This window comes from Granulicella paludicola, from assembly GCF_025685545.1.
Taxonomy (GTDB): Bacteria; Acidobacteriota; Terriglobia; order Terriglobales; family Acidobacteriaceae; genus Granulicella; species Granulicella paludicola.
Genome location: NZ_JAGSYC010000021.1, coordinates 367243 through 380634, shown reverse-complemented (window position 1 = coordinate 380634; position 13392 = coordinate 367243). Strand labels below are relative to the sequence as shown.

Here is a 13392-nt window from a genome sequence, read left to right as displayed (position 1 = left end):
GAAGCTGGTCCCGAGGCTGACCGGAAAACGAAACCCGCCGAACCAGCGTCACCGCTTGGCCAAACTGAGGATGATGAGGATAGTGAATCGTCAGAGAAACATGGGTAGTGTGTGAGTGCTTCGCAGAAGCCTAATGCAACTCGCGTTGCTGGACTTCATGCTTGGAACCAGCTCGGCCGAAAGGTCAAAAAGGGAGAGCGGGGCATTCGCATCCTAGCTCCTGTCATTGGTGTTCACCGCAAGAAGGACGCCGAAGCCGAAAAGGGAAATCGCGATCAGAACCAAACCATCTTGTTTGGCTTTCGGTCGGCCTACGTGTTCGATGTTTCGCAGACTGAAGGTAAGGACCTTCCCGAACTGTCTGAGCGCGTCACGGGCGATGTGGGCGAGTTCCGGGAGCGGTTAGTCGATTTCATCCTCGCCCAGGGCATCCAGCTTGAGTTCAAAGAGAGCATTGCTCCCGCCTTGGGGATGAGCTATGGAGGCAGAATCGCCATCCTCCCCGGACAGGGCGAAGCCGAAGAGTTCAGCACGCTTGTTCATGAACTCTCTCACGAGATGTTGCACAAGGCCGAGCGCCGCACCGCGACCACGAAGACCGTGCGTGAGACCGAGGCCGAGGCAATCGCGTTCGTAGTCGGCAGGACGATTGGACTCAATACCGGGTGGGCGTCCGCCGACCACATCCACCTCTACAACGGCAACGCGGCACTCCTCACCGAGAGCCTTGAAATCATCAAGCAGACCGCCAGCGTCATCCTTAAGGCGTTGGAACCGCCCATTGAGAAGCCAGGCGAAGGTACAACCCCCGAACCGCAAAGCGAGAACGCTGCCTAGGCATTCTGGAAAGATGCGACTCCGGATTCGTCCGGGGTCGTTCTTTCTTGTCCGCTTCTCCATCGCGGGCAGGGAGAACCCGCTTCGGCTTCTCCCTGCACCCTCATCCCGCTGGTCCGGCCTTCGCCCGCCGGCTGCGCGGCAGGAGTCAAGTTCCTCCTCCTGCACCTGCCCCTTGGACCTCCGGTAACTTTCTATTTGCTGAGTACTCCTGTACGACACGGAGCGTTATGGTCTCCTCAGAGGGAAGTTCCGATTTCTGAAGTGACTCAGTACCGACAGTCATGTTGATTTCGGAGTGCTATACATCATAAAAGTGTCGTAATGTGATTGATAGAAGAACTCTCTATCAATCATGCAATGGAACTGGCAACAGCCCGATTGGCCGGATTTTCGTTGGGACGAGAAAACCATCGAAAAGGCCGAAGCCGCGTTTCTCCGGGGCGCGGGAATCCTGGTTGGGTCGGCCAAACATCTTGATGAAGATGCTCGGCAACAGCTTCTCGTAGATGCGATGAGTATTGAAGCGTTGACGACCTCTGAAATTGAGGGGGAGATATTGAACCGTGCCAGCGTTCAGTCCTCGATCCAACGACAGCTTAGCTTTCTCTCGGATCGCCGTAAGGTGCAACCGGCTGAGCAAGGGATTTCAGAGCTGGTGGTTGATCTCTATCGAGGAATTGACGAGGCTCTGACTGGGGATCAGCTTTTCTCGTGGCACCGAATGGTGGTCTCTGGTCGCACCGACCTTCGCGATATTGGTCGCTACCGCACGGGTGATGAACCGATGCAGGTGGTGTCCGGAGCAAGCTACGCCCCTAAAGTTCATTTTGAGGCTCCGCCTTCGCCGCGCGTGCGTAAGGAGATGGACAACTTCCTTGAGTGGTTCAACAGTACCGGACCCGGAATGAACTCTGCCTTACCAGCACTGACACGCGGAGGCATTGCCCATCTCTACTTTGAGTCTATTCATCCATTCGAAGACGGCAACGGACGTATTGGACGCGCTATTGCAGAGAAGGCGCTTGTCCAAGGATTTGGGCAGCCTATCATTGTCGCGTTAGCACGTTCAATCCTCGCTCATCATGCGGACTACTATCGCGCTCTTGAAGACGCCAACAAGTCCAACGACGTGACGAAGTGGCTCAGATGGTTTTCGGCCATAGCCCTTGAGGCGCAGTATCGGACGTTCGCGCAGATTGACTTCGTCATTCACAAAGCCAAGCTGCTTGAACGTTTGAAAAGGCGCATTAACGGACGACAAGAGAAAGTTCTATTGAGGATGTTGCGAGAGGGGCCGGAAGGATTCGCGGGCGGCATGAGCGCGAAGAAGTACAGCACCATTGCGGAGACAGCACCGGCGACGACGACCCGCGATTTGGCCGGTCTTGTTGAGGCCGGGGCGTTGATTCGCTCTGGAGAACTGAAATACACGCGGTACGAACTGAATATTCCGGCGTCGAACATTCCCAGCATCACGATTGACGAAGTGGGACGCGTGCATTCCAAAATGACCGAAGGTTAGCCAATGCTTAAGAGCTTGGACGTTTATTTGCAAAGCGATTTAGTCGGGCACCTCAGCCAAGATACCGGCGGACAGATGCGCTTTCAGTACGTTGAGAGTTGGTTGGACGGATCTGGAGCAGCTCCCCTCTCTCAATCGTTACCGCTCCGCAAAGAACGTTTCTCTCAGAAGGAATGCCGGGGATATTTCGGTGGCATTCTGCCTGAGGCCAGCAACCGCGAAGTCGTTGCGCGTAACCTCGGCATCAGCGCTCGAAATGACTTCGCAATGCTTGAGGAGATCGGCGGCGAATGCGCTGGAGCCGTCACGTTTGTACCTACAGGCGACCGCCTACAAGAAAATCGGAACAGCGATCGGACGCTATCTTCGTCAGAACTTGCAGACGTTCTGAGGGAACTGCGAAAACGGCCTCTCCTGGCCGGACAAGAAGGGATACGCCAGTCGCTCGCTGGTGCTCAGGACAAGGTTGCTGTCTGCCTTAGTGGTGACGAGATCTCGCTTCCGTTAGACGGAGCGCCGAGCACACATGTATTGAAGCCTGCTGTAGAGCGCTTCGAAGGCGTGGTTCAGAACGAATCGCTTTGTATGCGGCTCGCAACCGCTATAGGGCTTCCAACCGCGAAGGTGCAAGCCCGCAGCGTCGAAGGTATGGATTTCTTGCTCGTCGAGCGCTATGACCGCGTCTGCCGCAAAGGCTCAATTCACGAACCAGCTTTCGAACGACTACACCAAGAGGACTTCTGTCAGGCTTTGGGTATCGTCTCAGAGATGAAGTATCAGAATGAAGGTGGACCATCGCTCAAGCAATGCTTTGCGCTGTTGCGCAAAGTGTCGAGCGCCCCCGCTGTCGACCTCGCGCGTTTGCTTGACGCCGTAATCTTCAACTACCTCGTGGGAAACAACGATGCACACGGGAAGAACTTTTCACTGCTCTATCGCGGTCTTGGGAGAGATGATGCACACGTTGGCCTCGCGCCTCTGTACGACATCCTAAGCACGGTTTACTACCCCGAGCTCAGCCGAACGATGGCGATGAAACTTGGCGGTGAGTATTCCTCTGAGAAGGTGTGGCCCCACAACTTTGAACAGCTTGCAGAGGATGCAGGACTTGAAAAGTCGCTGGTATTAGGTCGCGTGGCTGAGATGGTTGAGGAGATTCGCACTGTTCTTCCGCAAATGCACTCCGACGGGATAACCAGGTCGATTGCCGCGCGGATTTTGCAGCGCTGTGAGCTGAGCCAAGGACGGTTTCAGCGATAGCAACGTTGTTTGACGTAGTGCCTTTTGCTACATAAAAGGCAATATAAGGCTCATAAATTTAGGTTGCTGTGTACAATAATGCTTGTTATGGGAAAGACTACGCCATCACTCGTACCACGCGTTGCGCGCTTGCTCGATGGTCTAGGCGCTCATCTGAAACTCGCGCGGCTCAGACGCAAGTACTCGGCGGAGACCGTGGCGCAACGCGCAGGAATCACGAGGCGCACCCTGTCCAAAGTAGAGCAGGGAGACCCGGCGGTTGCGCTGGGGGTCTATGCGCGAGTGATGCAGGTATTGAGGTTGGAAGACGACTTGGCACTGCTGGCCAAGGACGATGAACTGGGTCGAAAACTGCAAGATGCCGGAATCACCACCAAACTTAGGGCCCCTAAACGCCTCGCCGCTGCGAAGAATGAGATCGCACTGGATAAAGCAGAAGGACGTGGTTGATGGCGGCTATAGAGACGGTCGAGGTCTATCTGGATGCCGGCCAAACAGCCGAGCCAGATCTTATGGGAACGCTCCACTGTCAGCGGAGCGGTAAGGGGGAACTCTTTTCTTTCAAGTACGCCAAAGCGTGGCTTGATCAGGCGGAGGCCTTTGCCTTTGACCCTGACCTCACACTAGGCGAAGGTCATCAGTATCCTTCTGCGGATCGATCGAACTTCGGCATCTTCACCGATTCGTCTCCGGACCGCTGGGGACGCGTACTGATGCAGCGCCGGGAGAATGCTCGTGCGCGTCATGAAGGAGTTCGTCCACGGACGCTGACGGAGTGGGATTTCCTGTTGGGCGTCCACGACGAAACGCGACTCGGCGCACTGCGATTCAAACTGCCAGGCGGCCCTTACGTCGATAGCGATACAAGATTCGCCGCGCCGCCTCTGACATCGCTGCGGGAGTTGCAAGCAGCAAGCCTTCAGTTTGAGCGGCACTTGAACGACGAGGAACATCCCGACTACGCGAAGTGGCTCGCTCAGCTTATCGCCCCTGGGAGCTCTCTCGGAGGAGCGCGTCCCAAGGCCTCCGTCCGAGATGAAAAGGGGGCCCTCTGCATAGCCAAATTCCCGAGCCGCCAAGACACGCGTGACATCGGAGCTTGGGAGCTGGTCGCCCATTCACTTGCACGTAAATCAGGTATTCAGGTTCCAGATGCCAGAGCGCTCCATTACGCAGAGAGTGCATTCACGACCTTTCTTGTTGAACGGTTTGATCGCACGGCGAAAGGCGGACGTATTGCGTTCGTTTCAGCGATGACTCTCACGCAGCGCAAGGACGGAGAAGCGGGAGCAAGCTACCTTGAGCTGGTTGATCTCCTCCAATCCAGAGGTGCCAACACCCCGGCCGATTGTGAGCAACTGTTTCGTCGAGTTCTTCTGAACATTCGCATTCACAATACAGACGACCATCTGCGCAACCACGGCTTCTTGGTCAACGCGCAAGGCGTTCGTCTTTCCCCGGCCTATGACATCAATCCCTCAGTCGACCGCAACGAGTTGTCGCTCGCCATTGACGAAACAGAGACCACCTGTGATGTCTCAGTGGCCATGGATGCGCATAAGGCTTATGGAATCTCCGCCGCTCAAGCGGACGGAGCCCTGAAGTCTGTGGAGACGGCTGTGGTGACTTGGAGAAAAGAGGCCACCAGGTTTGGCATTCCCAGAGTGGAACAGAGTCTTATGACAGCGGCGTTCGAATAGAAGGATACGTATGTCACAGGTACCTCGCGACTTGAACCATGCAATTCTGCCATGTGATGGCAGAATTGCATGGTTTTTAGGCTAGCGCTGATGCAACCGGCCACATCGCAAGGTAAGAGACCCAAGGCTTTGGGAAGTGAATCAGCTTGGACGTTCGTCGCTACTCGAAGCTGGCGAGAACGTCGAAGCTCTAGGGAAATGGGATCGTAGTTCTCTCGCAAGCTGACCGATGGAGTCGTCTCGTCCATATGCAGCCTGAACCAGGATTGAAGCCGTGCGTCGGGCTCCGGCTTTGTCTTTGAGACATGCAGTCCAACCAACTCGAGCTTTCTCAACGTCCATCAACGTAAGGATGCGTTGGAGGCTTTCGGGGCACTCTGTTTCAAGCAACGTGAGAAAGTCAGAAGCTTCTCCATACCAGCTTGGATGGGCTTGCGAGAGTGATGCCGCTACGGCGCTCTCGCAGGGGCGAACGAGCGTTTCGAAGAGCTCCTTGCGTTGTTCCGCGAACAAGGTGAGGACAACAGGCCCAAAGTGCCAGTCAACATGATCGAAACTGACCAAGGCGATGGTTCCCCCGCCATCGACGTACCGTAGCGCGGTTTCAGGCGCCATAAGCGCCAGTCGTGGAGGAAACCGCTTGATTTTAGCGGAGTTTCGATCAATCAACTTGACGACCTGATCGCGCGCACTCTTTGCTGTGAAGAGGACTCCGAGCAGGACTTCGGCATCGTGTTTCATGTTTTGCCATTCGTCCCCGAAGGCCTCGTTGATTCGATCAAGATCGATCTCTCCTGCAACCGCTCGAAATTTGCGCGGCGAGACCCGATGCAGAAATGCGAGAATGTGTGCCGCGCGTTGGAAGTCGCGTTTCGAGACCTCTGATAGTTGGCGGGCCAGCCGTTTGACTTCGAAACCCTGGCAAATTCTCCGTGCCAACGACATGCGGCGCGCATCAGGTCGATACTTTCCAACGAATACTCCGAGCGGATCCCATACTCGCAGTGTCGCCATCAAGAGGTGGTCGAAATTAGCGAAGGATTCCGTCGGATTCTCGAACATTGCCTTCTTGAATACAGTGAGTGAATGTTCGACTAAGTTGAGCGCGAGGTCTTCGTCGAACCACTCTAAAGCGTGGCATAGCTCCGAAAGGGCGTAGACGCGGTCGATGTCGTGCCAGGTGTCTGCGAGCGCAAACAAACGATCCGCTCGAAGCAAAGATGCAACTTCCTGCGCCCACGTTCGTGACTTCTGATTCGAAAGGGATTTCAGCAAAACAGCCAAGCTGTGGCACTGATCTACGGCGACGTGATTGATCGCTTCGGCCATCGAACGCGGGGGCACCAGCTTAAGAAGGGATGCAAGCGTGTCTTTCGCTTCGTTTCTAAGGTGATTGAGAAGATGCCCCAGTCCGTAGCCACTTGGATCTGCCGGGTCCGAAACCCAGTGTGCCAGAAGGGTGAGGTTCGGAACGATGGCTGCCGCTTCCCAGTCGGAGACATAGCGTGCGAGCTCTGCTAAGAGGAAGCAGGCAAAATTCCGGTCTTTCGGTGACTCAACAGACCAGCACCTACTGCCCACGAGTTCCAGTGCCGGCTGCGGAACGATCCAGTTCCATTGATAGTCGATTGTGAATGCGAGCTCGTGGAGGATATTTCGGATACCAACCAAGGAGTACGCGTCATTCGTGATGGCCTCCCCGACCAGCCGACCGACCAATTTGCATGCCTCGATGTGCTGCCCTGCAAGTAGACGTTTGATCACCACGGCTGCAAACCGCTGATGTGGACACCGGAGATCATTCGCGGACAGAAGAAGACGTTGATCGAGCAGCCATCCGATCGCGGAATTGATCTCGGGCAGCTCCAGGCCTTCTGCGCGAAGAACAGCCGTCATCTGAGAGCGGTCTCCGCGTGCGTCGCCTGAGGCAATTTGGTTGATCGCGGCACAAGCGAGGACGATGTCGGCGTTCGCTTGGCGGGCATTGTCGGCGGCGGTTTGGGCGCGACGCCACCCTCCGCCCAAGATGAAACAGAATTGCCAAGGATAGCCTGCCTTATCTGACGCGTGGTCGATGCGGGTCTCAATCCGCTCGTCGCCTGCGTGATCACCGATTGCATTGTCGATGGCGCGAACGAGCTTGTACGTCTCGTCGATGCGGGTAGAGCGCAGTGATTTTGCGATAGCTTCGACTGCTCTCTCGGCATCCAGCGCGACTGCTCCGCGGATGTGCTCGGCTGAGTCAGACACCGTATGCGCTGATAGCAGGAGTGCGGACGAACTCGTTTGTTCTTCCGAACCTCGCAGCAAAGCTTCCGGCATCAGGTGGGCATCGTCGACCAGATATAGGGAGCGCTGGCCGGCCTTGCCAGATGCGAGATACGGGATATCTCTTCTGGAATTCCGGAGCCGAAACACGTTCCATCCTTCCTTGGAGAGTTCTAACGCAACTTGGTAGGCACAGACGGACTTTCCGGCACCTGGTACCCCAACGAGTCGAGCCGAATATCCAGTGCGAAGCTGTTGCAGTAGAACGTCAACCTCGGGAATTTTAGGGCACGCAGCAGCGTCCGCAGGACCGAGAGGTCTACCCATCAAAGCAGGAGCGAGATCCCGCTGTTCGTCGAACGAGACCGGCGTCCAGACCTCGTCTCCGATTGCCTGGGGTGTGGTTGCGGGAGCAGCGCTGTCCGTCTGTATGCTGAGGCTGCGGAGTCGCTCTGGCAGCGTTTCGAGACCTTGGACTAAGGCAGAGAGATCGAAGGCATGCTCTGGGTAGAAGTCACGCAATACGGAAGAGTCAGCGGCGATGAGCTGTTGCAGGTCGTCCCAGGAGAGCAAATCTACGTCGAATTTCCCTGCGCTTCTTCGCTCGTCTGCGATTCTCCTGCATACCTGCTGAAGTTTGGCGTCACTTGGAGCTGTGGTGGCGAATATCCAACGTGTGAGCGTTGGTGTAAATCGCTCGGCCTTCTCCAATTCAGCCTTGAACTCCGACTCCGTTGCCAAAGCACCGTAGCTTTGCTCTTTTCCCTTGCACTGAATCCCGATCCATGCCGAGCCGATTCCGCCTTGTCTGCCATAGACGTCGACCCCGCTTTGGGCCTGGCCGGTTCTCCCGTGCTTTTTTGCCAATGGATCGCTGAGGATTCCTTTGAGGAGGGCTAGGCACAGGTCCTCGAACGCGATCCAACTTTTCGGGGGTGCAATCTGCTTATCGCGAAAATTCATCAGGGTCAATCTTCTACGTTTCGCGACCTTGAGTAAAACGGCAGGAAGGAACCTTTCATGAAGTGTGTTCGACTATCCTAGTAGCCCGTGCGCTTCGGCCCGAATCGCCTCGCAGGAAAGCATGGCAGTGGGCCGGACAAGCGGCCGATTTTCTGAAAGGCGCCGAGCGATTGAACGCATGACTTTACTGAGATCCCAAGTCATTACCGCTCTCAAGGAACGCACCGCCTATAGGTCGGGGTTTGATTTTCAGAGCCTCGCGGTCATCCTAGCCCAGCGGCGGTGGCCGCAACTGATTGCCAGCGAATGGAACAGCGACTACGGCCTGGACGCATATGGCCCCGGCGAGCTCTTCCCGGATGGTGACGGTCGTGGTCTCGCCTGTTCCAACACGGCAACCCTCGCCAAAATCAAGGGTGATTTAACGAAGGCAAAAGATCGCTTTCCCGACCTGAAAGTTCTGCTTTTCGCCACTCCCCAGCAGGTCCACAAGCCGCAAGAGATCGAATGGCACGAAGCGATCTGGAACGAGTTCGGAGTCAAGCTTACCGTCATTCCGCGTGAAGATTTGATTGGCGATCTTCTGAAACCAGAAAATATCGGACTCTGTGAAACTCACTTGGGAATACAGCTTCCCGCTCGGGAAGCCAGCGAAGAAGAGCTGGTGGTCGCTGTCCGTGCCGCCAATCAGGAGATTTCGTCTAAGTGGTCCAACCACATGAAAGGGATTCCTCTAATCGATCTCGGGCTTCAGAGGACAGCAGAAGGGCTCGCGGAAGAAATCTCGACGCGGAGCCAACTTTGTGAGGCCATGCGCACGGGTCTGCGCTTCATGGCAGTCGCGCCGGCTGGTGCCGGAAAGACGACGCTACTCACCCAACTGGCCGAAGAGGCGCACCTTGCAGGAGGTCTGTGCTTTCTCGTCGACCTCCCTTTATGGATTCGACAGGACGAATCGATCCTAGATTTCATCTCCAAGGCGCCGGAATTCCGGGCGCGAACCATCGATGCGAGCAGGCTTGCCGCTCTGGAACATCGAACCCATTTCGCGTTTCTGCTCAATGGATGGAACGAACTCGATATCTCGGAGTCGGCCACTGCCAGCACACGCCTGAGAGAGCTTGACCGGAATCATCCCGGGGCGGGCATCATGATCGCGACGCGGGAGCACCCTGTCCAGCCTCCCCTCACTCGAGTCGAACGCATCAAGCTGCGTCCGGTCACACGAAAGCAGCGACTGAAATACCTCCATGCCCGATTTGGAGCGAATGGCGAAATCCTGGCAGATGCGCTGGACATAAGCTCCGTTCTCGACGAACTCACACGAACACCCCTGATCCTCTCGTACGTCGGTTCTCTCTTCGATAAGGGACAAGCAATCCCTGATACCAAGACCGGGATCTTGCAAGCCGTGGTGGAGCTGTTTGAGCAGGAAACACAGCATTCGTCAGCTTTGATCTCACCTCCTCTTGGCGGCTTTGCGCGCTTTTATCTGGAGGACATCGCTTGTGAACTCACGAGCCGCGGAGCAACGCAGCTTTCGTCTGCGCAGGCCCGCCGTACGATTTATGACTCGAGCGTGAAGCTTCAGCAAGCAAGTCAGATTGTCACTCTTCCCGAACCGTCACAAGTTCTCCGTGAACTGGTGGCTCATCACATTCTCGAAACGACATCCTATCCAGATGAGACGTTCTCGTTTCTCCACCAACAGTTTCAGGAGCTGTTCGCCTCGCAACGACTTCTCCGCACTCTGCAGGAGGGTCACAGCGATGAAGTGTCTCTCCGCTCTTTCATAGCGACATACATCAATGATCCCGCTTGGACCGAGCCGCTTTTGATGATGGCGGAAATGCTTGGGAGAAGGGCGGGGCCGAATAACCAAGCTTGCGCGGAAGCCCTGATCCAGGGAGCCATAAAAGTCGACGCTCTATTTGCAGCCGAGTTGTCGTACGGCTGTGGCGCCAGTCTTTGGGAACGCGTTGGACCGCCTGTGGCATCGCGCCTCAGGCAGATGTACAGCTGCCCCAATCAAACCTGCAAAAGTCTCGGGCTACACGGGATGCTCGCCACGGGACAGCATGAATTTGCGGACGTCCTGATCCCGTTGTTCACGTCTCCGGATCGGCAGGAGCGCTTAGCTTCGTATGACCACTCTCGCGGCTTCCATCTCAGCACCTTAGGACCTCGCTGGCAGGAGATCGTTTCGGCCTGGAGCGATGACGCGAGGATCGACTTCTACTCCACATTCATGCATTCTCGGCGCCCTCCTGAAGGGGTAACGAAGGCGGCGATGGACGATCCGAGTCCGTCCGTTCAGCGGATTGGCGTCTCAACTCTGTCGTGGAACGGTACGGAGCGGGATCTGGAGGGACTTCTTCGCACACTTCCAGAGGATCATTTCGCGCAGCTGGTGGACGACCTTCCGGCCTCATATATTCCTACACCTGCGCATCCGCGCGTGATGGAGCTGCTTCTTCGACAGTTCCGAAACCATCAGCTGCCCCTGCGGACGCGTATTCGAGCCTTTGAAAAGGCCGAAGCTATCGAGCCCACAAATGCTCTCCCAGAGGTCCGCACGTTACTTGATGGCGTGCCCGCAGAAGACCTGAAAACTGTGGACCCAGAGCAACTGCAGTTGCTTCTCGAGCGTCTCGCTGAAGATGAGACCGCTTGGGCGAAAAGGTGGCTCAAAGAAAAAGTATGGTCGCACAGCCTAAACGCGGGCCGGTGGAAAGACATGCTCGGAGAGGTTCCTCATTCCGACCTATCCGAGCAAGTGGAAAGAGTCTGCACGAGACCATCCGCAAATATTTACCAAGACCACGACGCTCATCTTCTGAGAACGTTTGGAGGGTGTGAGGTCGCGGCCGAGTTGTTCCATCGCTTGCTCCAACTGGACTCGATCGTCCGTGGTAACTGGCATGATGTCAGTTTGAAGACCGATGTAGAGTTGCACCGCCAGATCCAGGATGTGTTGCGCGGAATGGATTCGGACGCGCTTGTTTCCGGAATCCTTCTGGCTGCAAAGAAAGTCGACGGACCCATTGGGCTCCAGTTCATTTGCGATATTTGCTACACCACGGGCCCCAGAGCGGGCGACGAACGGGCTGCACGATCCGAACAGAGCTCAAAGGCGCTTTATGCCTACCTCGTAGAGTCGAGAGCAACACTCCTTGCAGCTGAAGACTATGACGGCAGCCTGAAGGGACACTTCAACCTTTTGCTCGCAGAAGTCGGATCGGCGAACGATCTTCCGATCCTGGAAGATGTTGCGCGAGCCGATGCTGAACGGGTACGGAGTGGACGACTTGCACGCACCACGGCCCCGCGAAGCAAAGAGGCTCAGAGCTCATCGATGAGCTGGGCTGTTTGGCACGTGACGTCCATCATCCGACTGGCACCTGCTGCCGCGTGGGACGTGCTATTGCGGTGGCTTCGGGTGCCGGAGTATGAGGAGCATGTGATCTGGGGGCTTTTCCAGCTATCTCTGAAGGAGAGAATTCCGCCTGGAATCTGGTCGCGCCACTACACGTCCCGACCAAAGGATGCGGCACTCTTCCGTAGCAAGAGCCCCGATCATCCGTTTTGGGAGCCACGGCGCCAAGAGTTCGCAGAGCTTCTCCGATCTCGCGATTGCGAATTGCGCGAAGGTGACGCCGCGTCGGCGAGCGGTCGGGCCGATCAACGCAAGTTGCTTGCTGTGTTCCTCGCGCAGCTCGACTCGGTTCGATCATCGGGTCTCGTCTTCGACGCGTTTGTCGATGCTCCGAAACAGAAATGGCTACATGACGGATCCCAGCGCGTCGACGCGTTGGAGGCTTTGCTCCTTGGCGGCGTCACCCTTCCCTACGAACTCACCGAGCGCGTGCTCGAACCGGTTTTTTCTCACTTCCAGAAAGAGATCTGGAACGGCCAGGAACATGACCGGGCTGCGCGCGCATTCTCTCTTTTGCTTTTCACCGACGCCCCTGAGCGTGGCCTTGCGACCATCCAGACAGGGTTCCTTCAACAACGAGTCAATCTATCAGCTCTTCGTACCTTTATCGCGCGCGCCTGCCATAGCGGCTTCGCTCCAGTGCTGCAGGTCCTCATCCAGGCAATCGCAACTTCACCAGCCCACGATCAGCTCCAAGCATCATTGCTTGACGCTGCAATGTTGCTCGATCCATCGGCCAGCCACCAGACGCTCATTGGGCTGCTCACACAGCCGCAAAAGAAAGTAGATTGGGGTCATCCGAATCGGGCCGTTGCTCACCTCTCGAAGATCTACATGGAAGATCCCACTTTTCGCGACGAGATCTTGAGGCTGGACTCGACGAAACTGTCTTCGGACAGCCTTAGCTTGCTCGTGCAGGCTTTGTTGCAGACGGGCATGGAGGAAAGCCTTCTTCTGTGCCTAGGAGCACTCGGCATTCAGGGCATCGACGGGCACACGATGTATCGACTCAGGCAGCGTTTCGAGGAGATGTTCGTTCATCACCTCCCAATAACCGGAATGAGTAACAGCTATAACCTGTCACCTCGTGCGGTGAACAACATTCGAAAGCGCATTGTCGAGATGGCATCGAAGCCAGAGCCGTCGCAGGCAGGGGCAAAGTGGTTGCTCGAAATGATCGAGATCTGGCGACTGGAGCGCGGACGCCCAAATGGGGAGTCTCGGAATCCTTTGTTCCCAAGTTCCGATGTGTGGCCTCCATTTTGCTGAAGAGGCGAGCTGCTCACGGCGCGTTGTGGGCTCCGCACGATCATCGAACTGCACGCGTGATCATTGCATGCGGTTCTCCGCCTAGAGGCGAAACTATAGGTCCGTTTCGCATATTCTCAGCTGGCGAAGTGATG

At 56.2% G+C, this 13392-nt stretch carries 7 protein-coding genes; 6 read left to right on the top strand and 1 reads right to left on the bottom strand.

The window, feature by feature from the left end; all coding sequences use genetic code 11:
• The first annotated feature begins 111 nt into the window (after positions 1-111).
• The 5 genes from OHL14_RS06105 to OHL14_RS06085 all read left to right on the top strand — a co-directional run bounded on the left by OHL14_RS06105 (position 112) and on the right by OHL14_RS06085 (position 5322).
• On the top strand, positions 112-837 hold the full coding sequence (locus OHL14_RS06105) for an ArdC-like ssDNA-binding domain-containing protein (protein WP_263378438.1): 726 nt from the start codon (positions 112-114) through the stop codon (positions 835-837).
• Positions 838-1192: 355 nt separating this feature from the next.
• Positions 1193-2362 (top strand): Fic family protein, encoded by a 1170-nt coding sequence (locus OHL14_RS06100; RefSeq protein WP_263378437.1) that lies wholly within the window; start codon positions 1193-1195, stop codon positions 2360-2362.
• A gap of 15 nt (positions 2363-2377) precedes the next feature.
• The gene (locus OHL14_RS06095) at positions 2378-3622 is read left to right on the top strand and encodes a type II toxin-antitoxin system HipA family toxin (RefSeq protein WP_263378436.1); all 1245 of its coding nucleotides are present in this window, start codon (positions 2378-2380) and stop codon (positions 3620-3622) included.
• 87 nt (positions 3623-3709) lie between these two features.
• A complete protein-coding gene (locus OHL14_RS06090) occupies positions 3710-4072 on the top strand; it encodes a helix-turn-helix domain-containing protein (RefSeq protein WP_263378435.1) in 363 nt (120 codons plus the stop codon).
• Positions 4072-5322: a type II toxin-antitoxin system HipA family toxin gene (locus OHL14_RS06085; RefSeq protein WP_263378434.1), complete on the top strand. Its 1251-nt coding sequence runs from the start codon at positions 4072-4074 to the stop codon at positions 5320-5322. The genes OHL14_RS06090 and OHL14_RS06085 overlap by 1 nt, the downstream gene beginning before the upstream one ends.
• 141 nt (positions 5323-5463) lie before the next feature.
• On the opposite strand, the gene OHL14_RS06080 is transcribed toward OHL14_RS06085, so the two are convergent.
• Positions 5464-8553: a hypothetical protein gene (locus tag OHL14_RS06080; protein ID WP_263378433.1), complete on the bottom strand. Its 3090-nt coding sequence runs from the start codon at positions 8551-8553 to the stop codon at positions 5464-5466.
• A gap of 121 nt (positions 8554-8674) precedes the next feature.
• On the opposite strand from OHL14_RS06080, the gene OHL14_RS06075 reads away from it, so the two are divergent.
• A complete protein-coding gene (locus OHL14_RS06075; RefSeq protein WP_263378432.1) occupies positions 8675-13258 on the top strand; it encodes an NACHT domain-containing protein in 4584 nt (1527 codons plus the stop codon).
• Positions 13259-13392: the final 134 nt, after the last annotated feature.